This is a genomic window from Spongiimicrobium sp. 3-5 (assembly GCF_046557915.1).
GTDB lineage: Bacteria > Bacteroidota > Bacteroidia > Flavobacteriales > Flavobacteriaceae > JBHEBG01.
On sequence record NZ_JBHEBG010000001.1, the window covers coordinates 625360 to 650655 of the forward strand.

A 25296-nucleotide genomic window follows, 5' to 3' on the forward strand; every position below is an offset into this window, starting at 1 on the left:
CACCCTAACCAAACCATACCAACAAAATTTCCCCATGTAACCTCTGTATTAGCTTTTGCAACGTCTCTGTCAAAGCATCCCTGGCCCGTTTTATAATTTTATCCCATAACATAAATCTTAGAATTATGAAGCAGACAACTTTAAACCTCATTTTTATACTGCTACTCACCGGTATTACCCATCACGCAATTGGTCAAAACACCTATGAAGACCTCCAAGGTCGTTTTGTCATAGATCTACCCAAGGGTTGGGCCTTGCAGCCTCAAACCAATGATAAACTTTATATCTTCAAAGGAAAAGACAAATCGCTTATCGTTGAATACAACGAAGACAATAATGATACTGACGAATTGTTTTTAAACGGTTTAACAACCTTAAAATCCTCTGGTTTATCAAACCCTGAAACGCATACTGAAACAAAGGACCTGAAAATAAATGGCCTTCCGGCCAAGTGGGGTGTTTACCAATCCGATTATGATGCATCGGGTACTACGGTTACCCTGTACGGATTGTTAGGGAGTCTAGGAATACAGGATCAGGGTCTTTATGCCATTGCAATCCTGAATAAAAAAGATCTTAAGAAATGGGGGGCTATTATAGAAACTATCTTTCAAAGTTTTCGCCTCCCGGGAGAACAGTTAACCGGTGTACAGGAGGTCAGCAGCTTGAAGACCCCCAATGATCCGGATATGTCAGAGCCCCCAATGACCAATGAAACCACCGCCGTTGAAGAAGATAGCCATACTAAAAAAAGCGCTTCCACACGCTGGACCCATGACGAATTTTCAATTACCCTGCCCAAGGGGTGGCAAGAACAAGAGGGTAACAGGGCCATGGAAAAGGAAATGATCGGTTGGTTCAACTATGAACCCATTGCCGGAGCCAACTCCATGTTATTTTGTTACCAAGGAATTATATGGAACCGAAAGTTGATATCGCAAACTGCCGACAAAACCGTAAAGGCCGCTATCCCAGACGCCGAACTTATCAAAAGCTACGTAACCAAATTGGCAAACAATAAAAAAGCCAATGTTCTGGTGTATACCGGAACCGGCGTTTCCAACGGAAATGAGGTTGAGCTGGGTTCGGTAAACATCATTTACCGAGGTGGTAAATGTGTCCTGCATCAATTGGGACTGGGCCCATTAAAAGATATATCCACTTTAGAAAAGCAGCTGTTGGCTATCGCCAATTCTGTAGAATAATGTAATCATGGAAAACAGATCCAAAATAGGGTGGATTTTATGCTTTGTTGTGCTAACAATACACATAGGACATGCACAGAAAGAACTATGGATGTCATCCGCGGACGCCAATATAAATAAAAGAGCGCAAAGGCAACCCGCTCCAAAATTCCAAATTCCGACTGGGGCATCCCATGTTGATAATATGCAATTAATTGGCCCCGATAAGCTTCTGGTAGGATTGCGCGAGGATGCGCAAGGAGTTCCTAACGCCGATTATCTTTTAATAGATACGCGCAAGGGAGAGGTACTCTGGCGTTATCCCCGAGAGAAAGGAGAATATCAAATCTATTTAATTTTTGATGATTTGTTACTTGTAAGGGTCAATGGCGAAAAAAAGACCGATTTTTTGGCCTTAGATCCCACAAATGGTACTGAAAAATGGAGGCGAAGTTTCAAAAGTAAAAATATGTCCTTTTTACCGGTGCTTCCGAGTGGGCAAATATGGGCTTTTTATGACACTTCAAAAAAAGTGCAAATTACCGGTTTTAATATCACCGATGGGCAAACCCTTTGGCAATCGGAAAGGGCCGGATCGAAAGAAAATTCGTCATTACCCGTTGTCCATGACCAATACATCTTTACTACTTTTAATGGCCTAAAAGCTCTTGATCCCCAAAACGGTAGGGTCTTATATAAAATTCCGGACCTGCAATTGAATGCGCTATCACCCCCATTGGAATTTGATGATTCACAGCTATACGTAATCACAAAAAACAATCAACTGGCTATTGTGGATATGGAATCAGGAACGATCATGTCTCGCACTCAATTGCCCAATACTATTACGTTTACCAATGTATATTACCATGATGGTATCTTGTATCTGAGAGGGCTCGATAATGAGGCATCGCATTATTTGATAGCTTTCTCCGTAAAGGATGAAAAAGAGCTTTGGCGGTATACCATCGGCGAACCGATGCTAAGCAACCTAGTGCTGCACGAGGGAAAATTGTTCATTGGAACGGCAAGTTCTTTAATTGCCTTAAATAGCAGTAATGGCAATCAGATGCTGGCCGTGAAGGTAACGGATAGCGGAAGAAATTACCCCGTTACGCTTAGAGAGGTGGCTGGGAGCATTGTTTTTGTGGGCGAACTGGTCATCGCTGCTTATGATGCCACTACCGGAATCCAAAAGTACAAACATGGGATGAGTCCGTTAGGCCCTAACCTACACCTCAACGGTCTTGATGCTTCAATTCCGAATCTCAAGGAAGAACTGGGTAAACTGAAAGCGAGTTCTTCCCCCGGACTTGGAGCCATGGCAAATGCCGAAACACGATCCTATCAGCAAATGGCCAACAAACACTATTCGGATTATTTGAGCTATAAAAACTCTGGAAACTACTCCTCTAGCCAACATAGTTATGCGCGTTATAAAAGCTCTAGTGAGATGGCCAAAACACAGGCAACCGTGGCCATGGCCATTTCACTTGTAGAATTGGGGGGAGCCATTGCAAAGGGGATGCAAGCCGCGGCGGTAAAGGCATCTATTGAGAAGCAAGAGTTGTTCAGAAAATCTATTCTAGACGTGTACTCCCGGTCTCAGTCGGCAGCATATGTCTATAGACCGCATATGGCGTATCATGGTAGCAACGATCAATTCGCGACTTTGAGTTTAATTCACTTGCCTAGCGGTAAAATACGTCGCACCTATTTATCTCCCATATATCAGAGTTACGGCCTTTGGAACTTGGTGGATTTTGAAAACAAAATGGTCTATCATCATGGTATAGGTATGAACCCTGCCCTTTATAAATTGAGCAAAGCCAGAAAATCGACACTGTTTTCTAAAATTAAAACGGTAGAGACTTTTATTATAGCCGTACCATTCATCCAGGCTGATGGCAAGGCAGGTAATAAATAAATTTTACCAGGATAGCGAGACAGGATTAGCTTCTCGGCTATTCCAGTAGTGGCAATAAAATTTTCATCGATCTGAGAAATCCCTTGGTTTATCCTAACGGCACCGGGCGGGCAGTTCATTCACTTAAAGTCAACATTCTCCAACTTTACCACAATCGGATTGGGCCATTTACGATCATTGTAAATCCTATGCGCCCGCATCACCGAGATTAAAATACCGTCTTCAGTGTTCTTTACGGTCGGTTTGGGATCCACATTGGGGTTATATTCCAATACCAGGCCATCATGTCCCAAAACGGAAATATCCGTATTCTTGTTTGCGGTCAAGGATTGTATATGAAATGTCTTTCGTTCGCCAAAAACCCAGTCCTTTTCCAAAATGAACGCATAAACCGTGTTTTCGTCCCGCTTCTTCAAGAACCAAATATTCGATTCATTGGTCACCTTAAAAGGGACTGTATTTTCAAATGCTTCCTGATTAATGAACATCCATAGGGACAGTTCGTTCAACCCCCCTTTCTGTTCTAGGGGAAACCTTCCTAATTCATCGGGACCAAAATTCAATAGCAAATTGCCTCCCTTGGCCCTAATTTCTATCAATTTTCGGATGGCATCGTTCGCAGACTTATAGTTTTCATTCGTTGGTCTGTACTGCCACTGATCACCAAAGGTATAATTGGCCTCCCATGGGGCGGGCAGCGGGGTATTGGGTATTACTTGCTCGGGTGTTTCAATCGCACCTCGGGTCACAACTACGTCTGGATCAATTTTCCAGCATACTTTGGCCAACTCTGTCTTTGCGTATTGTTCCTGCCCGTCCAGAAATACCATATCGATCTTTCCGTACTGTGTCATCAACTCTCGCATTTGTTCTTTGGCATACTTGTTCAATGGTTCATTACCGGAAGCAATTGCTTCCGCCCTTTCCCTTGAAATGAGTGTCCCTTGTTTGTACAAAAAATAAAAGTCATCTGGGGAATAGTAAAGCCCAATGGCGAGCCCTTCTTCCCTAAAAGCATCCACCACCTGCTTTGTAACATCTTTTGCGTAGGGCGTATTCATTATATCAAAATCCGTAGTCTTGGTATCGTACATGCAAAATCCATTATGGTGCTTGGTTGTGAATACCACATATTTCATCCCCGCCAAACGGGCTGCTCTTGCCCATTCTTTCGCATTAAACAATTTTGGATCAAAGGTTTTTGGAAGCTCGTTAACGTAACGCTCCAAATAGTCGTCAGAAGCCCCGACCATGCTATGGCTTATCACCATACCCAGTTGCACATCCATACTCCAGTGGATGAACATTCCAAAACCTAATTCTGTAAACCATGCCTCTCGTTCCGGTTTATTTAGATTCAATGGTTTCTCTTGGGCTGCAATCTGAAAAAATCCAAGAAGAAGCAGTGCTAACCCTATTTGTTGTTTAAAGTTTTTCATCATTGTATTTAGTGAGATTTGTTAAATGAGCGCCAGCAATTGCCTATAATCATTGATTACATGTCTGTAATACGAATAACACTAAATTACCATATTTTAAAGAAATATAATTTGTCCCATAAACGGCCGGTTTACAATACCACTTTATAAAACAACACGTTTTCGTAGGTCGGCAACGAAACTTTAAACTGCTCTGGAAAGTCTTATTTTAAGCTGTCCTTTTTAATTTCAATAATACTTATCGGTGGGCAAAAATTAAGCAAAGAATAGATAACACTTATGTTTGCATCTTGGCCCTAATTAATTTTTCAATTTTAAAAAGACACAGATTTAATTTCTGTGCCTTTTATTGTTTAAGCATCTGTAAACTACCTTTTTGAAGGTGGCGGAAGTACTACTGGATTGTAGTTTAATGCTAAGTCCACAACATCTTCAACAGAAGGATTATAACTTTTCAAATCGTCAGTTCTAGCGTTGAAATTTTCAGGATAGAAGAATAGATTGGCACCATTTGGATGCGGGACGTTTTTATTGAACTTGTCAATCATCTCATTAATTTCTACCTCCGTACCTTCACAGTTTACAATTTTATTTCCTAAAACAACTAATTCATCTCTAGTCATAAACTTGTGCTTTTGGACTAACTTTTATAAGGACAAACAATTGATTTCAGACTTCAGTAAATACTTTCAACATTATGGTATTTCATTCATGTACGCTGAAATCTTTAGTCTCATAACCTGTAATTCCGGCACTCTCAAAAGCATTTATTAATCGTTGACTTACTATTGAGTGCATACTTGGAAACAGAGTTGTGAAAAAATCTAGATTCGGGAAATCGTTATTAAAAACTAGTCTTTCCCAATAATAGTTGGTCAAACTCGGTTTTGACCTTGCCATCTCCATAAAACCTTCTAAATCATTATCAAGATTGGCTTCTTCAATGATTTTATCCCTCTCATCAGGCAATATACTCCGTAAGTACAATTTCGTTTCTTTTTTATCTACCCAATCCCAAAACTCATTGTTTATAAAATGAAACCAGAAATAATCCTTTGTCTCCATTTTTGAATGGACTTTAATCGGATAGAAGGCCCTAGATGGTAATTCGTACTGTTCAATAATTTGTTTTAAATCACTACTTATTATAAAACCATGATTGGGCCCTACACTGGATAGAAAATCCGTCCACCTCGCTTTTGGATTTAACTCCAATTCAACATGTGGTAAAAAATCAGGAAAACTATTCCATCGTACTAATCTATATCCATTTGTCCCCTCAGGGTCTACATCCTTCTTTGGGTTGCATTGGGGATATTCTCCAACGATAGATGGCTCTGTACTGAATCTAAGTTTAAAATAACGCATAGGGGAATTTACAATAAATCTCTAAAAAAATCATTTAAGTTTTTACCCGATTTTTTTGCTTTTTCAATTAGTTCTTTCAACTCGGGGATCAACTCTTTTTCTAAAAATTTCTTCGCAGCATCACCGTCGTAGCCAGGGTTTAACTTTTCCCATTCTCTAAGCCTATCAAATACATATTCGTTGTATTTAGGATGGTGTGCATGAATGCCACCAACTCCCTGAAAAAACTTTTTTAGACCTAAACCATTGATTTTATCATTCATATGAAACCCCCAATCAGCAGCTTTTTGCACAACATCATTATTTCGCCACGCCCAAGGGATAATATGATGAGCCTCTTCCCCTGCTTTTACTCCAACTATTTCCCTGAATCTACTTCTTCCACCAAATTCAATGAAATTTCCAACTCTCTTATATGATAGCTTGACTGTCTTATTACCAACTTTGATCTTTTTAGCCACTATCTTGAGTCCTCCTTTTGTGATTTTGGCGACGGGTTTAAGCAGTCTTGTACCCGGGACATTACCAATAATTAGCCATACACCTGCCTCAACCTGACTAACTTGATTCCCGTCAAAATCCTTTCCATCAATCAGAATGATAACATCTTCAAAGGGCAATGCATATCTTCCTACACCCTTCATTACTTCCCAAAAAGCTACAGCCAAATAGGGGTCACTGGATGGGGTATGTCCCTTTGCCGGAAGTAAAATCTCATGCCATCTTTTTGTTCCTTCATCATATACATAGTAATAAAAACCATCATCATTCAGGCTCGGCTCGGAAAAGGAATTACCTCCATTAATGCCTTTTCTTGGAGAATTGGAACGATAGACCCATCCACCATTGTTTAGCTCATAAAATCTATTAGGTCCACCATCATCCAATGTCCAATTTTTGTACGCCAATGCATCCCAACCGCCTATTTTTCCACGGCCATTACCTTTTCGGAAACCTTCACGTAGACGGCCAAGTTTTCTGGTCAATCCAAACTCACTATTAGAGGAAAGGTCTTCCATATGGTCTAAAATTACCTCCTCTCTTAGTTTAGTAAGTTTGTCATAATTTTTGGCACATAAAGATTGCTGGAGACTGGATGTTGAATTGATACATCTTTCCGCCTCATTCTCAAAAAAGTTTCTCTGAAAGATTCTCTGGGAATCTGTAAGGGCACGAGCCTTCTTTTTTCCCATATCCAGAAGTGTATTATTGTTCCAAAAATTCGGAGGTGTATACTTGCTTATCGAAGGCTTCAATACACTGGGTAGGTTCCGATTATTATATTGCGTGAGGTAAGTTGTCATGAAAAAAATCTTGTCTTGTAAGCTACGTCGTCTGTAGTAGCTAACATGTTTGTTGGCCATCTCGTTTGAAAGACTTCCGTCAGCAACGATTTTATTCAAACCTTGCGCCCATGATCTAGTCAAGGCAGACTCATATTCTTTTACGGAAAAATCCGCTAAAACTTTGTCCCAAAGCATATTGAGTGAGCTGGTGCTTGTAGTTCCAAGGCGGGTACCCCTAATACGCTTATCAAAAAGATCACATTTGACACGGATGCCATTTCGAGGTGCACACGCGTCTTTTATGTATCTCCACTCATCTATCAAGTTAAACTCATTGGTGAAGTTTTCCTGTTCTTTATCAAAACCTTGCGCCTTCTTTGAATGGCTTGTAGCTACCGACCGAGCTGAACGCTCAACGCCCCTTAAATTTTTTTCATAGTTCTTGAAGAAATCTTTTTGCGCGGTACTGAAAGAGGTGTGTTTTGTTCTTAATTGCCTATTGATTTCTTTGAGAAAATTACGTTCCTGTTTTTTGAGCCATTCATCAACTTTTTTCTTTTGTGCTATTCTGATCGCACTTTGCATGTTCAACAGCACCTGCATGTTATTGAATGTAATATTGAAGTTAAAAGGTTCTTCTGTTTTTGCTCGTAGTTTTTTATGTCGCCTAACATCTTCGTCTTCATTGTCAATGGCCTTTTTTTTCTGTTCATACGTTTGATACTGTGCCTGGATGGAATGGTTACCTATGGAGAAAACCACAAGGAACATTATGGATAGAAATATTTTTTTCATCTTTCTTCGAGATTATTTTTTGATTACCAGTTTGGAATGTGTCTTGCCGTTTACATGTACCTGTACAACATAAAGACCTGCTCTTAGATTGCTATTTGATAAGGTATGGGTATGCTCACCCGACTTCAGGTACGAACTGGTGACTGTTTCAACACTAGTTCCACCATAATAATCCAATAGCTTTACCTGTACATTGGAATCGGAACCCAACTCATAGTGGATGAGCAAATCTTCTACAAATGGATTCGGGTACAGTTTTATAAAACTCTCTTCTTGTTCTGTGAATGAGGCCAGGGCCTCATCTGAAAGCTGGACATTTTCCTTGGTTAAAACCAAGGTCATTGGCGGGCCGGGTTCCGACCATTGTAAAATTTGGGATTCTAACCTTCCTATTAGATAGGTGGTACCGTCAACATCCCTTTCGGTAAAAGAAATCGATAATAGACTATAATCCAGGATTTTGAGATCTGGGTGATCTGTATATTGTTTTTCGAGACTGATCTGGCTGTCAAAAAGTGTCAACGTGCCATCTTTCCAGATTGCTTCACTTTCATTTATGGTCTCGTTGATTTCAATATTGGTCTTAACCGTGCCATGCGCATCTTCTATTTTGCCCACAGAGAGACCGATGGGAAAACTTCTTGATATGGAATTACCTGACCAATCCATTTCTATGAGGTAGCCTTTCCATACCCCTTCTATATTGGAAGGAAGGGTGGACGCAATGGCATCCAATTCATCAGAATCGTTTTCTGTATTACGCTCTCCTTCTTCTGAAAGATTATTGATTTCTTGTGAGGTGTTGCCAGCTTCATCATTAACAACTAATTGTCCCAATAACACTTCGCTATTGTAAATTAGATTGTCTCTAAGGAGCCCAACCGCTTTTTGTTTGTCTTTGTGCACCCCATAACCGAAATAGTACATTTTGGCAAGCCAATGTTGTGCCATGGGATAATCGCTCTTTTGGAACCACTCTATTGCTTTTTGATAGTCTTGTTCAATATTTCCCAAGCCCTTAAGGTAGAGATAGCCAAGGCTATATGCGGCTTTTCCACTTCCCATTTCATGTGCTGCCTGGAATTGTTCCCTTGCCTTATCAAAACTTAAAGGTGTACCTACGCCATCCTTATAGAGAATGCCGAGCATACATGCTGCTTCAGCATTTCCTTCATCTGTTAGGCCTTTCATTAATCTAAAAACCCTCTTGGATTCTTTTCTGTTAAGATTGCCGCCATATATGTAGTTCTCCACCGATTTTACGATGGAATCGTTCCCGATTTCCTGGGCTACGACTGAAAAATCGAGTGCAATTACCATGATTGCGACCATTGAATATTTAAACATTGGTATTGGATTATTGGATTAGTACTATGTGGAAAAAGGCGACAGCATAAATTTTATCGGCCTTTTTCTTTAAATGTTCAGAAAGTTGTAAAGTAATTTTATGTCATAAGGTTAGGTTTATATGGTGATAAGTCTAAATTGCAAAAACCCTAATTTTAGGATTAGGAAAATTAAATCAAAGAAATTCTTTGAAGCCGTATCATGCCTTGGTTTTACTAAGGAGCATCCTTAGTTTCGATGAAGTGTTGTTCACAGAAGATTTGCGTATCTGGCCTTTTCCAGCAGCTGAGGAGTATGGGTTGTTGCTAGACCTAAAATTTTTGCCAACTTTCGCTTGCGCCATTCAATACCTGAAGTGGAAAGGAAGAGCTTTTCAACGAGGTCCTTTGTGGTTGCGCCTTTCGACAATAAAAAAAGTAATGTTCGGTCGGTTTCATCAAGACTTTCAGCAGCCTCCCTTTCATTTTTCAAGAATTCGCTAATCGACTTACTAAAATAAGTTTCTCCATTAAGTACTTTTTGCACCGCATTCTTTATTTCAAAAAAGTCCAACTCACTTTTGATGATGAAACCTTCCGGATTGATTTTTTTAAAAATGGAATAGTACCTGAACCTTTCGCTTATAGATGTTAGGAAGACAATTTTTGTGTCTGTAGAAGATGACCTCAAAATCATTGCAAAGTCTTCCCCGGTTTCAGGATGATCTCTTCCGAGATTGACATCCAGAATTGCTAAGTCGTAAGTAAACCCACGGTCTATTTTTTCCAAACCTTGATGGTAGGTATTGCATATTTCAACCTGAAAATGGTAGCCCTCTTTAGATTTAGAAAAGTCATCGAGTGCCATTTTAAGAGCATGGCATGTTAATGGCTCATCTTCAAGTATTAAAACTTTTAATGTAGTCACCTTTGATAGTTTGCATTAGTTATCTCAAAATTTTCCTATATGAGATTTTAATTCAGCTATTCTTGGGGAACCGTGACCTTAGTCCTAACAAACGGTATAAGCGTGTCAAATATTATGCAAAAGTGGTTTCTTTTCACGAAGAGGAGGTTTCATTATCCAAAGAATTTGTTTTTGGGAAATAATTACTTGACAGCGAAAAAATAAAGAATCTTTCATGAGAATGAACTGGTAAAAGCCCTGATCTCATTGGCTTGAATCGAAAAAATATATACAGAAAAGGTAGTATTTTGTTATGCGAAAGGGAAGTTTAAATGTATGCCTTATCAGAATTTATTTATAATTGGTGGTCTTTTTGTTTTTATCTTCTTGCTAAGGCCCTGACACTAATTTGATCATTATTTACAATTACTTTGAAAGCCAAAAAGCAAATCGTAAAGTGTGTGTTTTTAAAAACAACACGTTTTCTTAGGTCGGCAACGAAACTTTAAACTGCTCTGGAAAGTCTTATTTCATTTCCAATATCGGCATTACCACAATTGAGTTAAAAGCCAGTAAAGGACATTCTTCTGCAATTTGGACCGCTGATTCTAGCGTTTCAGCTTCAATATGGATATAACCGGTAAACAAATTAGACCCTTCAAGGAACTCTCCTTTATACAAACGTTTGCCCTTACCATTTACCAATACTCCTTCCTTGTGAAACGGGCTACCATTTAAGTAATTTCCTGATTCGGAATAATGCCTCATCCATGGAGCATAATTGCCAATTAGGTTTTGCATTTCCCCTACGGAAGGTTCAACACCCTTGCTCTTGACTATCAAAATAAATTCCATCTTATTTTAGTTTACGTTTTATAAAGAACAATGGACATTATAATTAGGGGACAGTTATGTCCCCATTTATTGGGGTTTTTTGTTTTAATAAAGTAAATTGTTATGTATCATTAAAAACTAAACAGTGCAAGAATATCTATTATTGATTCACGGAAGTGGATACAAGGACGAATCACCCGAAATGTTAAAGAAACACATGGAGAAGTATATCAACTGGATGAACCGGTTGGTGGAAAAAGAACAATTTGTGAAGGGGCATAGATTGGACAATAGTGGTCACTTTCTAGTCGATAAGGAAACCATAATCAGTGATGGTCCGTTTCTTGAACCTAAAGAAATTATCGGAGGATACATCATTATAAGGGCAATTGATTTGAATGCAGCAACCGCCTTCGCCCAAGCATGCCCTCTGAGTGACGAGTTTCAAATTTCCATTCGGCCCATGTTTAACACTCCTAACGAGCATGAGTTCCCAAAAAAATCAGGTTAGTGTCATCATAGAGAAATTATTCCGTACAGAATACGGAAAAATGGTTTCCTATTTGACCAATAAATTTGGCTTTAACTTTCTTGAGAACGCGGAAGATATCGTTCAAGAAACACTATCGGTTGCATTCCAAAAATGGACTTACAGCGGTATCCCAGAAAACCCAGAGGCATGGATTTTTGTAGTAGCCAGAAACAAGGCCCTCAATCTTGTGAAAAAGGAAAGCAGAATAACTCATATGAACATTACAAAACTTGTTGAAGAGTATTCGGAAAATCATACCCAACTGCATTTGGCACAGGAAATTGAGGACGGCATGTTAAGGATTATGGTTGTATGCTGCAATATGGACCTTCCTGTTCACAGTAAAATCGTCTTCATTCTAAGTTGTCTTTGTGGTTTCAGTAGGAAAGAACTTTCGCAGGCATTGTTGGTTAAGGAGGAAACGGTAAAAAAGCGTTTATTTAGGGCCAAAAGCAGCATACGTCTCCAAGAGCTTAACATCGCATCCCCAAAGGAGGAGCTTCTTTCTTTACATGCTAACGTAATCTGTAACGTCCTTTACATTCTTTACAATGCTGGGTATAATTCTTCCGGAAACAAGTCTTTAATTAGAAGGGAAGTGTGCTTTGAGGCTATGCGATTGACAAAGCTGATCCTAAATCAGGATCCGGGCAACCCAAGGGCCCATGCCCTGTTCGCACTTATGTGCTTTCATAGTGCCAGGTTTGATAGCAGGATTGACAAGGAAGGGGCAATAGTGCTTTTTAAGGATCAAGATCGTAATTTATGGAGTAAAGAACTTATCAACGCTGGCATGTACCATTTGTCCAAAGCCTCAAATGGGGCTCGACTTTCCGCATATCACATGGAGGCAGCCATCGCAGCAGAGCATTGTACATCATCAAATTTTGAAAGCACAAACTGGGATTTAATACTGTCGCAGTACCAACAGTTGTATCGACTAAAACCCACACCTATTATACTTCTTAATTTGGCCATCGTACAAAGTATGTTGGGCAAAACTAGCCATGCGATTACCGAATTGGTCAACCTTACCAAAAACAAGCAGCTTAATTCCAACTATTTGCTTCATGCTACATTAGGTGAGCTCTATGGAAAATCGGGACAGCACAAACGGGCAATAGAAGCTTTGGAAAAAGCTTTGGCCCTTACCAATTCCAAACAAGAGAAAGCACTCTTACAAAAGAAAAGGGAAAATCTGCTGCGTTCCGTACAAAAAGAAATTTAAAGTCCCCGAAATAGGAGAATGGTTGTCTTCATTATAAACACAATGATGAAGCAACCTTTTTTATTACTCTTTCTTACCTGGGCATTTATGGCAAATTCCCAATATTCGGATGTCCGCCTTGGCAACCTAAAGATTAATCATAACATTCAAGATACTTTGGAGGTACGTAGTTTTTATAGGGATGTGCTTGGGGTGGATCTACATACTCCCTCTTCTAAAGTGCCAAGAGACTACTTACGGTTTTCCAATGATTTTAGACTTAATATCATTTACCAAAGGGAAGGTGCTCCCAACCATGAGGATTTCATGAAAGCACTGTGGATAAGGATCCATGTGAAGGACTTCAAGATCTTGGCGAACAAGGTTCGGGGTTCAAAAGCCACTGTCTTCAAAGATAGGCCCGAAACTAATGAAATCTATTTTCAAGCGCCAGGTGGCCAGGTATTTAGAATGGGTAAACTTTAACTTTAATCTTAATAATTACACAATGAAAAAAACCATCTTTTTTGTTTTTATGACTTTCATGGTTGTGCATATTGCGGCCGGGCAGAACGGAACCCAGTCCAAGTTTGATAAAAAGCTTGCACTGGATATGTTGAAAAGAACGTTTGAGGAATTAGAAACCCGTGTGGCCCCTCTGACCGAGAAAGAATTGCGATATATACCCAAGGATGGAGGCTGGACTGTCCTAAACTGCTTGGAACATCTTGCACTGGTGGAACCTGTTTTGGTGGGTGAAATAAAAAAAATGATCAATGATAACGCTCCGGATTTATCCAAAGACTTAAGTGAAAACGATGGCTTGATAATTACATATATTACAGATCGCACCAAAAAAGTGACTACTGCGAAACCCTTTAGGCCTTTGGAAAAAAATCTTGGCAAGGGAAAAGAGGATTTTCTAAAAGAAATTAAAGCTTCCAGAACCGAAATGATAAAGCTGCTTACCAAAACCAAGGCGGATTTAAGACATCTTTTTGGGCCATATCCCTACGGGGAAGCAGATGCCTATCAACAATTTATAATTGCGGCTGCCCATTCCTACAGACATGTCCTGCAAATTCAGGAGATATTGAGTGAATTGAGGCCAGAGAAGACCAAATAAGGGATATATGATGGGGGAAGCAAAATATTAAGAAAAAAGTCGGGACAGTTGGTCGAACAATTATAAATATTACGGTTCCACAAAAGGGCCGTTTTAGGAGACGCTATTCCAAAAACCCAAACTTTACCCCAAAGTGTCCCAAATGTGGTCTCTTATAGTCCTTTCGTTAATTCACCTCTTATGGGATGCTTTTAACCTCTTTACAAAAAGTGGATTTTGTAAAGAGTTTTAGTTTTTTGAGCTCTGTTTTATAAAGTCCAACTAATATTATGTAAAGACGCCCAATAGGCGTAATGTAAAGAGCTGTGAAAATTGTGCTTTTAAGAATGATTCACAAATATCTTTTAATGCTCGCTTTTATTTGTGTCTCATAATTTCATATAGCGGATAGAGTTTTTTAAACTCTTCAAGAATAGTGGTGGAGAGACTATTAGAAGATAGTCTTTTGTCAAGCCAATCAATATTCCGCCCAATTATGAAGTATTCTTCAAGTCTTTCTTTCTGTATTTCTTTTAATAGCTCCAATCGTGTTTTGATATTCTTTGCAAAAGGTCCATTAGGTTGATTGATCCAATATTCATTTCCAAGTTTATTAAATGAATCAAAAAACTTCTTTTGAGTTGATAAATTTTTCATTTGATTTCGAAAATAGTCCCTATCAATTTTACTTCCTTTATTCCGGCCTAATACGAGCCAAATACCGATACTGTCTTTATGGATTATAACCTGTATTCGAATATTGTTTATAAATGAATCTGGCTTGTTAGTTGACTTGTCCCCATTAAAATATTTCCCCAGCTGACTTTTTGATTTCCCATAATGAAGCCACATAGCGTTTATATAATTACCACTATAATCATTGAAGTAATGTCTACTTACTATTTGCGCTTTATTATGATGGCAATGTAAGTCTGTCAATCCATAGGATGGAAATTGCGGATAAATTATATTATGTAATTCAAGAAATTTGAACCTAACTTCCGATCTTACATTTTGAAGATCTATGCTCTTTGTTCTGTGGTATGTTTTATTAAATATTTCATGGTGATTTTTTGAAAAGTATTGCTCTTTATTTTTAGTCAAGGAAATTTTTAGCGATAAGGCTTCTTTTTCTATTTCTTTTACCTTGACTGATGCTCTTATAAATTTGGCCTTGTAATTATCCGCAAAATTCTGAGTGATTAAATAACCATCTGAATAGAGGTTATTAAACCGTCTAATTAATTTTTTGCACTCTTGTTGATCATGAATTTGATAATTCATTTCCACATTCTTTTCTAAACCCCAACTTGTAGTATTAGAAGAACCAATAAATGCGGTAAGAGAACTATTATCTTTCTGAATAATATAAACCTTTGGGTGAAAGGTATATTTAGTTTCATAAACACGGGCATTTATTTCTGTAAGTTGAAGAATGGAATCAAACACCATTGGTTCGGTAGCTAAGTCAATTCCGATTAAATAAAACTGAGTAGCAGAATCAGATATGTTTTTTTGAAGAAATAACCAGCCGCTATTTGTTATCATTGCTGACGCAATCCATATTGACCTACAATCAATTAGCTCTTGCTTAATACTTGCTTTTATATCAGATGAAATAAGCATTATGCTGCCATTCTAATTTTATTCTTTTCAATACAAGCTAAAGCTACAGCTGAAAACTCTGAAGACTTTGATGCCATTTCTCTCAGTTCTTCTTTAATTATTTCTATTCGTGCATTATCACCAGCTGTTCTAAGTTGTTTCTGATTAATCTGTTTTATTTGATTAATTTTTCTTTGACAAAGATTCCAAACCACTAATCTAGCATCTATTAAAGGTGTATGATTTAAATGATATACATCAATAGAAATTTTGGCTCTCGAAAAATTCCATGGTTCATCCTCTTCTTCTACTGAAGGAATAGCTTTTCCATCTTCTGAAAAGAACAATAAATCGGGATCATTTGGATTGATTGGGTCTAAAAGGTATATAACTTCGTCATCTAATTCTGCTAAACAAGTGGCTGCATTGCAACCATCTCTTAAGGGAAAAAAAGAACCTTTACCATAAGATTTGTCTTCTTCCGTATGTTTATCTTTTCTAAACCTATTTGAATAAATTGAGCTTAATCTATAATTTCTCCAGTCATACGCTAACCACCAATAACCATCTCTTATGATGGACTTACCATTACTATCTATATTTTTGGCTTCATTTTTTGGTCTAAAATGATCAACATCCATATCTGACATGACTTCTTGGGCTTCAGAATACCAACATTTATTATTTGATAAACCCTTTAAGACCAACAATAGATCTTGCCAAATAGGGCTTGCCTTAAAAATTGCTCTCCTTTGCTCAGCAGTTTTACCATTTAATAATGCATTCAAGGTTTCGGCATTTTCCTCCCAACCTTCGGGCAATAAATCTTCTAAGTTACTTACGTCTATTGTTCTCATTCTGAATCTTCTTTTAAAAGATCCTCCAAAATCGAGATAGTTAAATCATCTTGCTTTTGTTTCTCTTCTTTGGTTCTAGGAATTGACTTAAATTCTGAAAGAGTAGCAGTTTTTTCAATAAACTTAGCATACAATGGATCTCGTGTATATTTATTGAAACCTAATTGGTCAAAATATTTAGTGTATTTGACTAATAAAGATTTCTCTTCTTCAGATAAATCTCCTTGTTTTTCTTTAACCTCTAAAGAGCGATACTCATTTAATTCATTTTGTGTATCCTCGTCTAAAGTACTTGGTAAATTAAAAAACTCACTTGTCAGAATACCCGCGACACCTAAACCTTTCGGATCAAAATCTGGTTCAAAGGTTTCAATATGTTGATACTCTTTTCCTTCTTTATCTTCTTTCTTTACCGAATGAAATATTCTTATTTCTTCTTTAGTTAACCCCCCTATAACTAAAGGATCGTGGGTAGTCATTAAAATTTGACTTGACTCATCTTTACCGGAATATTCTTCTAGCAAATTCATATATTTCCATTTCCATAAAGGGTTTAAATGCGTGTCAGGCTCATCTAAGAGAATTAAAGATTCATCTTCTTTGGTGAAACGCAGTAGACCTAAGACTGTCAAAAGTTGTTGTTCTCCTTCTGAAAGTTCTTTAAATGTGATGTCTCCATGAACGTTTACCTTTTTTACCTTAACTCTTACCTCTTGAATTAAATCTGATATATATGTACTTTCTAAGCTTTTAAAAAATTCAGTATTTGTCCCGTACTTTTTTGCAATTTTTTCAAGTTTTGCCTGATTTGAGATAAATAAATACAATTGCTCTTGTTTGTGACTTCTTCTAAAATCCTCTCGAACAGTATCTTCGTCTACAATAGGAGCCATAGAAGCTTCAAATAATTCATCTAAAAATTCACGAACTACACCTTTGGCTTGCCAGAAATCCAAAGCTTCCGCTTTACTTCTTGCCCATACAGGTTTTTTTAGTACAAATAAAACAGATTCTAAGCCAACAATTCCTAAGAATTCCTTTAAAAACTTACTTGCCTTTTCATCTGAAAATGCATAAAACGCCATTAAAACAAAATAACTATGAATTTGGCGCGCATAGAATAATGGTCGATGAGGGGCATTTATGCCTTTAATTAATTCATCATAAAAACGTTTTTGATGTTTATCGAAATGCTCCAAAAGACGATTACTGATGCCAGAATAATACGAGAAAACATATTTTGGTAAATATTCAGACTTATTACGTTTTATTACTGCTTTAGAGATTATAGTAGAATAGATAATTTCTCCATCTTTCTTTTTCCCATTATAAAAAACATAGTTCCCTTTTACTTGCGGACCGCCATCTACTTTTAACAAATTATTTTTACATTCATATTCTATACTGTAGTTGAAATCTGTCTTATCATCTAAATCTAGGTCCCTAAAAATAATCACCAAAGCTTCCAATAAATTAGATTTACCTGCGGCATTTTGGCCTAGGAATACGGTACTCATATATTCCTCATTGAGATCAATTGAGAAATTTCGGAGATTTTTAAACTCTTTTATGTCAATTTTATCTATTCTCATGCTAGTTCTAGATATCCTTTTCTGTTTGCAACTTCCTTGATAGATTTTACTTCCTCTATTTGCTTTTTTAACTCTGAATAAAAGGCATCAATATCATTAGGATATTTAGACATTTTCCAAAGATCTTCTGCGTGCAGTTTACCATTTTCTTTTAATAGTTTTACTAAATCCATGAGTACCGTTTTACTATTGTATTTTATTTCTCTTGAAGGCTTTGTCTCTTCTTTTCTAGAATTTGGTTTGTTTACTAAAACATTGTTTTCTTCTCCCAATAACTCAATTAAAACAGATTGCATCAATTTTTCAGCATTTCCTTTACTGGCTTTTATTTCTTGCTTGAGTACCTCACAATTATCTAAAAGTTGATTTGCTTTTTTTACAATTTCTGTCTGTTCCTCAAATGGGGGTAATGGAATAGCGAAATATATCATTCTTGTTAATCCTAAATCTTTATTGCCAATACCATGAGTTTGTTCTTGAGACTGTTTGTATACTAAGGGGCTTGCCAATGCAAGCCTTAAATAATACGGGTTAACAAATTCTTTTATCACTTTAATTAAGGCTAGATGTACCCATATACCAAATCGTTCTGTAGTTTCAACAACACATGGTATACCAGTTGTACCTCCTTTAGTTAAAATTACATCTCCAACTCTTGGCATTCCACGTTTGGTAAACTCAATATGGTCTTCCAGGCTAACATATTTGGCGGTACTAAAATCTAAGCCATTGTTAAATGAAACATTTCTTGTAGATAGTATTGGAATACCTTCAGGAACATAGTTAGGTGAAAAATGAGGCCCATCATTTATACTCCAACTAATTTGCCCTAGGCTAGTCCATATCCACGCTTTGGGCAATTCAAACAAAGCGTCAACCCCTTTTGATTTACCTCCTACATCTATATTGACTCCAGGCTTATAATTAAAAGATTTCTGTCCTCTTTCCATGCTAGCCTTTTGTTGATATATCTTTCTTAACTCTTCAAGCTCGCTTATCTCAATTTTGTCCTGAGTTTTATCATACCGCCATTCTTTGGTTAATTTACCTTGCACAGCATCTTGTAAAATTGATTGGCGAAGGTTTATTAAGTTTCTTTCTTGAGAAGTTATTTCCTCAACTAATTCACGATTAGTTTTTTCTACTTTTTCAATCTCTTCTAATATTTTCTTTTGCTCTTTTTTAGATGGTAAATAAATGTCTAATGCATAAATCTGTTTAGGATGAATTCGTTTAGAACCAACGCCTTTTGCCAAAGCTTCAAGTTTTAAATAAAAATCACCTTTTTTAAAGAAATAAAAAACCCACTCTGGATAACAAGAATCATGAATATCAAATGCTGGAATGTCTAAACTAGATTCAAAACCGTCTAATTCTTTAGGAACAATACCGAAAGCTCCTTTATGTAAATTTTGTTTACCATATATAAATTGACCAGCTTTTCGTGTATAATATTTTGTTGCGCCCTTTTTCTCTTTCGTAACAGGTCTTTTCTCAACTCCAAGCACATTTAATTTTACTCTGAGGCGCTTAGCTGTACTAGGTTTTGTTGAAATGACTTTAGATTCTGTTAATATTGTCCCTAATTTTACTTTTCCCCAGTCTTTCATATAAGTGCTTTTTTTATTTTAGATAATAAAGTAGCACTTTTTTGAAATGAAGTATCCATTTTAACCAGTAACTCTTCTGTTGTAAAAACTTTTTCTGCTATAGAAACATGTGTGTTTTTTATATCTAGATTGAAATTTCGTTCTTTTATTTCATCAATAGAGACTTTCCAAGCAAATTGATTTTCTTTACGACCTTTCCACCATTTCTTAATATCATCAAAATGCTTAATATCAATAGGTCTTGACCTGCTAAAATTCTTTATACCTTTCGGATATGGCATTTCGTAATACCATATTTCTTTAGTGGGTTTTCCTTTATCAAAAAACAATAAGTTTGTATTAATTCCTGTATAAGGATTGAAAACCCCTTTTGGTAGGCGTACTATGGTATGTAGGTTACATTTTTCTAACAATTCTTGTTTAATTCTTGCTTTAACCCCCTCTCCAAATAAGGAACTATCTGGAAGAACTACTGAGGCTCGTCCATTTTTCTTTAAGATTTTTATTATTAATGCTAGAAATAATTCAGCTGTTTCTTTTGTTCTAAACTCTTCTGGAAAGTTTTTCTCAGTATCATCTTCTTCTTGCCCTCCAAAAGGTGGATTGGAAAGTACAAGATTCACTTGATTTTTGCCTTTCCAATTTTTATATGGTATGGTTAATAAATTACCTTTAGTGATTGCTGGTTTTTCAATACCATGAAGTATTAGATTAGTTGTGCATAAAAGGTGTGGTAATGGCTTTTTCTCGATTCCTCTAATAGAATGTTGAACTACAAGGGAATTTTGATCAAATCCATCTTTCTTTGATAAATTGTCTAAAGTACAGGTCAAAAAGCCTCCAGTACCACATGCTGGATCTAATACTGTTTCTCCAATTTGAGGGTCTATTACATCGACCATAAATTGGGTAACAGCTCTTGGAGTATAATATTCACCAGATGAACCAGCACTTTGAAGCTCTTTTAAAATTGATTCATATATGTCATTAAAAACATGTCTCTCTAAGTTATTATTTGAAAAATCTATTTTGTTAATTTCATTAATTACTTGACGGAACAGAGTTCCTTTTTTCATGTAATTATATGTGTCATTAAAAACTGATTTTACAATTACAGATTGATCTGTATCTGTGGGCTCAATTGTTTTTAATATCGGGAATAATTCATCATTAATAAAAATTATTAATTCGTCTCCTGTTAACCCATTTTCATCAGCCGCCCAATTTTGCCACTTTAATTTTTCGGGCAATGGACTTTTGTATGTCTTTCTTGATTCTTTCCATTCTTCTTCTTTATCGGCAAATATTTTCATGAAAAGCATCCACACCATTTGAGAAATACGCTGCGCATCACCGTCAACTCCTTCATCTTTTCTCATGATGTTTCTAATAGATTTTACTATTGTTGTTATGTTACTCATTAAGCTTTTTTGTATAGTTTGCTACCGTTTTTACATGAGTCATTTTTGACTGTTATATTGGTTTTAGCTTTCCAATTTCAAATCATTAAAAACCTCTTTAAACATTTCCCCTGGATCAATATCAATGGCCAAAGCAATCATATACAATTCATCTGCACGTAGTTTTGTCGATTCATTTGAAGTCAATTGTGAAAGTCGAGCTTGGCTGATTCCAGTTCGTCTGGAAACCATTGCTCTATTCACAGATTTTTTAGTAAGATATAGGCCTAAAGAAGTCATAAAACTTATGAATTTATTCAGAAAAATATTTATTTATTAAACAATAATATAGAATATCTAAATTTTAATTTTTATTAAGATAGATAATCGATAGATTTATGTAGAAAGTCTAAACAATTACAAGAAAGTGTCCTGATTTTGGCAGATGATCTTTTGAAATAAACTGAAAATAAATAGTTTGATTACTAACAATACTCTTTACAAATCACACCTTATGTAAAGAGTACAATTGAAGCGCCAGCTTATACTCTACCCTACTTCAGATTTGTTTGAAAAAAACTAGTGTTTAATGCTGTAGTGTTACAACTGAAGGACAAAATCGTCTCTTTTTTCTTATTATCGAAGAAGATATATTAAAACTTATATAAGGCACAAAATGTACACAAATAAATACAACTTTCATCGAAGTGAATTTTAACTTTTTTGCGTGCAAATTGCGTGCAAATGAAAAAAGCTTCGAAGTTTTAAAACCTCGAAGCCTTTAATTAATGGTGGTCCCACATGGGTTAGATCGCTTCGCTCTTGGACCAAAAGTCCCCGCTCCTGCAAATGCAAAGCCCATGGCTTTCAGCCTAGGTATTTTGTTTTGGATCAATTCGTATACCTTAGGTATTCCCATGCTCCAAAACAAAAGTCCAACCTCCTGAAGGAGATTGGACTTTGCGCTTGATGTGGTCCCACATGGGCTCGAACCATGGACCCCCTGATTATGAGTCAGGTGCTCTAACCAGCTGAGCTATAGGACCAATACTTTTATTTCAATAATTCATTAAAAACATACGACATCAAATCGTATATTTCCTTGGTGCTCTAACCTCCCGATAACTATCGGGATGAGCTATAGGACCCGAAAACGGGATGCAATATTACTACTTATTTTTAAAGGTTGCAAACAATTGTGCCCGCTATTCCCCTATTTCTTGGCATAATTCTACCAGCACGCCATTAGCGCTTTTTGGATGTAAAAAAACCACTAACTTATTGTCTGCCCCCTTCTTGGGCGTTTCGTTTAAAACAGTAAACCCCTCCGCTTTTAATCGGCTTACCTCAGCCTCAATATCGTCCACCGCAAAAGCGATATGATGTATTCCTTCTCCTTTTTTCTCCAAAAACTTTGCAATAGGGCTTTCCGGATCGGTAGCCGCCAACAACTCTACCTTATTGGGCCCTGATTTAAAAAAAGACGTCCTTACCCCTTCCGAAAGCACCTCTTCCGTTTTGTAATGTTCCGTCCCCAATAGTTTTTTGAACAACGTATTGGAAGCATTCAAATCCTTTACGGCAATCCCTATATGTTCTATTTTATTCATTATCTATGGCTATAAATCTAAAATACGCAATTTGTGCGTATTTTTGGCCCATGGAAACACAGCGACAGAAAAAAATAGCAGGGGTAATTCAACAAGACCTGGTAGACATCTTACAACGGGCCGCTACCGATGGTGGGTTGAAGGGTACTTTAATCTCGGTTTCCAAAGTTTCTGTTACCACGGACCTTTCCATAGCCAAGGTCTACGTTAGTATCTTCCCTACCAAAGATGCCCCGGCGCTTTTGGAAGGAATACAATCTAACCAACCCCTTATTAAACACGAATTGGCACAGCGCACCAGAAACCAGTTGCGCCGTATCCCGGAACTATCGTTCTTTTTGGACGATTCCTTGGAATATATAGATGGTATAGACAAATCCTTAAAAGGTGGGGACAACCCAATAGAGAATCCGGATTTACTGGACAAAAGAAAAAAATCGTAAGCGTGAATTTCTCGCTCTACATAGCGCAGCGCTACGTGCGGTCCAAAAGCAGTCAGAATGCCGTAAACATTATCAATTTTATTACTTTTCTGGTTATTGTGATAGGCTCTGCGGCCTTGTTTATAGTTCTTTCGGGCTTTGCGGGCCTAAAAACCTTTAGCCTTTCTTTTAGCAATACTTTTGACCCCGATCTAAAAGCACAGCCCTTAACCGGCAAATTCTTTTCGGTATCTGAAGAGCAAGGTAGGGCCTTGGACAACTTAGACGGTCTGGTATACTACGCCAAGGAACTGGAAGAAAAAGTATACCTAACCCATAGTAAAAAAGGACATATGGCCAGCATAAAAGGTGTAGATGCCAACTATGGGAAGGTCACCGCCATGGATAGCATGATCTATCTGGGCAATTGGCAAGTAGGGGACCAACAAGGAGTCGTTGGCCTCGGTATTGCCAATCTACTAGGTCTTACTATTAACGATTTTCGCCGCCCTTTGGTGATTTTGGCCCCAAAACCGGGTAAAGGCTCCCTTTCGCAACAGGCATTGGATCGTAAGCCTTATAACGAGCTAAACATGGTGGTTACCGGTATGTATGCCGTGGAAGACAATTTGGACCGTAAATATGTTTTTGCCGATCTGCCACTTGTTCAGGCCTTGTTAGAGAAGGAAGACACTATGGTTTCGGGCATCAATTTTAAACTGGAGGATACCGCGGATGTGGCAGCCGTTAGGGAACGTATATCCGAGGTTTTTGCTGGGAAAGTAATCCTCAGAAACAGACAGCAACTCAATAGCACCCTTTACAGAATGCTGAACACCGAAAACTTGGCCACCTATCTCATCTTTACCCTGGTATTGATTATTGCTCTTTTTAATGTGGTAGGTGCCATTATCATGATGATCTTGGACAAACAACAAAATTCCAAGACCCTTTACAATCTAGGCACCACAATTAGGGAACTCCGTAGGATTTATTTCGTGCAAGGCGTTCTGGTCACTGGTATGGGCGGACTTATCGGTGTTTTAATCGGTTCCTTGCTCATTGGTTCACAACTGGCCTTTGGATGGTTGAAAATAACCCCTTCCCTCGCCTATCCTGTGGAATATAACGTGATGAATGTTTTGGTTGTTTTGGCAACCATTATTGTGCTTGGAATAATTGCCTCTAAAATTGCAAGCAGTAGAATTAATAGGAAATTGATTGTAACTGCCCAATAACCCTATTGGTATTGGTGCCCAATTAGGCAAATTGATGGTCCCCAAACTTTTCCATTACCTCATCAAAGGCGGCAAAAACGTCCCTTGCATCATCACTGGTTACCATTTTCATTCTATACTCCTTAAAATTAGGAATGCCCTTAAAATAATTGGTGTAGTGCCTTCTGGTCTCAAAAACCCCTAATTTTTCCCCTTTCCAATCAATGGCCATCTGTAGATGTCTTCTTGCAGCGGTTACCCGTTCTTCCATTGTAGGCGCGGCCATATGGGTGCCCGTATTAAAATAGTGCTTTAACTCCCTAAAAAACCAAGGGTAGCCTATAGAGGCGCGCCCTATCATGGCACCGTCCAAACCATAGTCGTCCCTCATTCTTTTTGCAGCTTCCGGACTGTCCACATCCCCATTTCCAAAGACTGGGATATGCATTCTTTGATTGTTCTTAACTTCTGCTATGGGCGCCCAATCCGCAGATCCTTTATACATCTGTACCCGTGTGCGACCGTGTATGGCAATGGCCTTGCATCCCACATCTTGCAGGCGTTCCGCAACCTCTACTATCTTAATGGTATCGTTGTCCCAACCCAGTCTTGTTTTTACGGTAATTGGCAAATGAGTATGTTCTACCATAGCTTTGGTAAGCGAAACCATAAGGTCTATATCTTTCAAAATGCCGGCCCCGGCCCCTTTACTGACTACCTTTTTTACTGGGCAGCCAAAATTAATGTCTATAATATCCGGGTTGGACTTTTCCACTATCTCCACGGATTGCAACATAGAATCCAAATTGGCACCAAAGATCTGAATGCCTACCGGGCGCTCTTTTTCATAAATATCCAACTTCATAACGCTTTTAGCCGCATCGCGGATAAGGCCTTCGGATGAAATGAATTCGGTATATACCACATCTGCCCCCTGTTCCTTACAAAGTGCACGGAAAGGAGGATCGCTTACGTCTTCCATAGGGGCAAGAAGCAAGGGAAAATCGGGTAGTGCTATGTTACCTATATTGGGCAATTGCTATAATTTTTGGTCTGCAAAAATACAAAATTATC

23 protein-coding genes and 1 tRNA gene are annotated in these 25296 nt (G+C 37.7%); 8 read left to right on the forward strand and 16 right to left on the reverse strand.

The window, feature by feature from the left end; genetic code table 11:
* Positions 1-125 precede the first annotated feature (125 nt).
* Both ACEQ81_RS02820 and ACEQ81_RS02825 read left to right on the forward strand, forming a co-directional pair.
* Positions 126-1205 carry a hypothetical protein gene (locus tag ACEQ81_RS02820; protein WP_411029329.1) on the forward strand — a complete coding sequence of 360 codons (1080 nt, stop codon included), beginning with the start codon at positions 126-128 and terminating at the stop codon, positions 1203-1205.
* A gap of 7 nt (positions 1206-1212) precedes the next feature.
* On the forward strand, positions 1213-3111 hold the full coding sequence (locus ACEQ81_RS02825) for a PQQ-binding-like beta-propeller repeat protein (RefSeq protein WP_411029330.1): 1899 nt from the start codon (positions 1213-1215) through the stop codon (positions 3109-3111).
* 119 nt (positions 3112-3230) lie between these two features.
* On the opposite strand, the gene ACEQ81_RS02830 is transcribed toward ACEQ81_RS02825, so the two are convergent.
* From ACEQ81_RS02830 to ACEQ81_RS02860, 7 genes are all read right to left on the reverse strand, one after another.
* Entirely contained in the window at positions 3231-4553 is a 1323-nt protein-coding gene (locus ACEQ81_RS02830) for an alpha-L-fucosidase (RefSeq protein ID WP_411029331.1), read from the reverse strand.
* Positions 4554-4918: 365 nt separating this feature from the next.
* The gene (locus ACEQ81_RS02835) at positions 4919-5173 is read right to left on the reverse strand and encodes a bacteriocin immunity protein (RefSeq protein WP_411029332.1); all 255 of its coding nucleotides are present in this window, start codon (positions 5171-5173) and stop codon (positions 4919-4921) included.
* An 82-nt stretch (positions 5174-5255) separates the two neighbouring features.
* Positions 5256-5918, reverse strand: a complete 663-nt coding sequence (locus ACEQ81_RS02840) for a hypothetical protein (RefSeq protein ID WP_411029333.1) — start codon at positions 5916-5918, stop codon at positions 5256-5258.
* An 8-nt stretch (positions 5919-5926) separates the two neighbouring features.
* Complete coding sequence (locus ACEQ81_RS02845; RefSeq protein WP_411029334.1) at positions 5927-7999, reverse strand: AHH domain-containing protein; 2073 nt, start codon at positions 7997-7999, stop codon at positions 5927-5929.
* Between the two features lie 12 nt (positions 8000-8011).
* Positions 8012-9346 (reverse strand): T9SS type A sorting domain-containing protein, encoded by a 1335-nt coding sequence (locus ACEQ81_RS02850; RefSeq protein ID WP_411029335.1) that lies wholly within the window; start codon positions 9344-9346, stop codon positions 8012-8014.
* A gap of 249 nt (positions 9347-9595) precedes the next feature.
* Positions 9596-10252, reverse strand: coding sequence for a response regulator (locus ACEQ81_RS02855; protein WP_411029336.1), 657 nt, complete (start codon positions 10250-10252; stop codon positions 9596-9598).
* Between the two features lie 504 nt (positions 10253-10756).
* Positions 10757-11086 (reverse strand): YciI family protein, encoded by a 330-nt coding sequence (locus ACEQ81_RS02860; protein WP_411029337.1) that lies wholly within the window; start codon positions 11084-11086, stop codon positions 10757-10759.
* A gap of 124 nt (positions 11087-11210) precedes the next feature.
* Here ACEQ81_RS02860 and ACEQ81_RS02865 point away from each other — a divergent pair, with 124 nt between their 5' ends.
* From ACEQ81_RS02865 to ACEQ81_RS02880, 4 genes are read left to right on the forward strand one after another with little or no spacing between them, the layout of a single operon-like run.
* Complete coding sequence (locus tag ACEQ81_RS02865) at positions 11211-11576, forward strand: YciI family protein (protein ID WP_411029338.1); 366 nt, start codon at positions 11211-11213, stop codon at positions 11574-11576.
* The gene (locus ACEQ81_RS02870; protein WP_411029339.1) at positions 11551-12825 is read left to right on the forward strand and encodes an RNA polymerase sigma factor; all 1275 of its coding nucleotides are present in this window, start codon (positions 11551-11553) and stop codon (positions 12823-12825) included. Before ACEQ81_RS02865 ends, ACEQ81_RS02870 begins: the two co-directional genes overlap by 26 nt.
* Before the next feature lie 42 nt (positions 12826-12867).
* Positions 12868-13290: a hypothetical protein gene (locus tag ACEQ81_RS02875; protein WP_411029340.1), complete on the forward strand. Its 423-nt coding sequence runs from the start codon at positions 12868-12870 to the stop codon at positions 13288-13290.
* A 22-nt stretch (positions 13291-13312) separates the two neighbouring features.
* Complete coding sequence (locus ACEQ81_RS02880) at positions 13313-13930, forward strand: DinB family protein (RefSeq protein ID WP_411029341.1); 618 nt, start codon at positions 13313-13315, stop codon at positions 13928-13930.
* Positions 13931-14287: 357 nt separating this feature from the next.
* On the opposite strand, the gene ACEQ81_RS02885 is transcribed toward ACEQ81_RS02880, so the two are convergent.
* The 8 genes from ACEQ81_RS02885 to mce form a co-directional block, all read right to left on the reverse strand.
* Positions 14288-15535 (reverse strand): phospholipase D-like domain-containing protein, encoded by a 1248-nt coding sequence (locus ACEQ81_RS02885; RefSeq protein ID WP_411029342.1) that lies wholly within the window; start codon positions 15533-15535, stop codon positions 14288-14290.
* Positions 15535-16371 carry a hypothetical protein gene (locus ACEQ81_RS02890; protein ID WP_411029343.1) on the reverse strand — a complete coding sequence of 279 codons (837 nt, stop codon included), beginning with the start codon at positions 16369-16371 and terminating at the stop codon, positions 15535-15537. The genes ACEQ81_RS02885 and ACEQ81_RS02890 overlap by 1 nt, the downstream gene beginning before the upstream one ends.
* Entirely contained in the window at positions 16368-17963 is a 1596-nt protein-coding gene (locus ACEQ81_RS02895) for an AAA family ATPase (protein WP_411029344.1), read from the reverse strand. The genes ACEQ81_RS02890 and ACEQ81_RS02895 overlap by 4 nt, the downstream gene beginning before the upstream one ends.
* Entirely contained in the window at positions 17960-19573 is a 1614-nt protein-coding gene (locus ACEQ81_RS02900) for a restriction endonuclease subunit S (RefSeq protein WP_411029345.1), read from the reverse strand. Before ACEQ81_RS02900 ends, ACEQ81_RS02895 begins: the two co-directional genes overlap by 4 nt.
* On the reverse strand, positions 19570-20994 hold the full coding sequence (locus ACEQ81_RS02905) for an N-6 DNA methylase (RefSeq protein WP_411029346.1): 1425 nt from the start codon (positions 20992-20994) through the stop codon (positions 19570-19572). The genes ACEQ81_RS02900 and ACEQ81_RS02905 overlap by 4 nt, the downstream gene beginning before the upstream one ends.
* Positions 20995-21057: 63 nt before the next feature.
* Positions 21058-21273 (reverse strand): helix-turn-helix domain-containing protein, encoded by a 216-nt coding sequence (locus ACEQ81_RS02910; protein WP_411029347.1) that lies wholly within the window; start codon positions 21271-21273, stop codon positions 21058-21060.
* A 672-nt stretch (positions 21274-21945) separates the two neighbouring features.
* A tRNA-Ile gene (locus ACEQ81_RS02915) sits at positions 21946-22019 on the reverse strand.
* Between the two features lie 159 nt (positions 22020-22178).
* Positions 22179-22583, reverse strand: a complete 405-nt coding sequence (gene mce / locus ACEQ81_RS02920) for a methylmalonyl-CoA epimerase (RefSeq protein WP_411029348.1) — start codon at positions 22581-22583, stop codon at positions 22179-22181.
* A 50-nt stretch (positions 22584-22633) separates the two neighbouring features.
* Here mce and rbfA point away from each other — a divergent pair, with 50 nt between their 5' ends.
* Both rbfA and ACEQ81_RS02930 read left to right on the forward strand, forming a co-directional pair.
* Positions 22634-23026: a 30S ribosome-binding factor RbfA gene (gene rbfA / locus ACEQ81_RS02925; RefSeq protein ID WP_411030363.1), complete on the forward strand. Its 393-nt coding sequence runs from the start codon at positions 22634-22636 to the stop codon at positions 23024-23026.
* Positions 23027-23028: 2 nt separating this feature from the next.
* Entirely contained in the window at positions 23029-24243 is a 1215-nt protein-coding gene (locus ACEQ81_RS02930; RefSeq protein WP_411029349.1) for an ABC transporter permease, read from the forward strand.
* A 22-nt stretch (positions 24244-24265) separates the two neighbouring features.
* Here the strand turns inward: ACEQ81_RS02930 and dusB are convergent, their stop codons facing one another.
* The gene (gene dusB, locus ACEQ81_RS02935) at positions 24266-25258 is read right to left on the reverse strand and encodes a tRNA dihydrouridine synthase DusB (protein ID WP_411029350.1); all 993 of its coding nucleotides are present in this window, start codon (positions 25256-25258) and stop codon (positions 24266-24268) included.
* Positions 25259-25296: the final 38 nt, after the last annotated feature.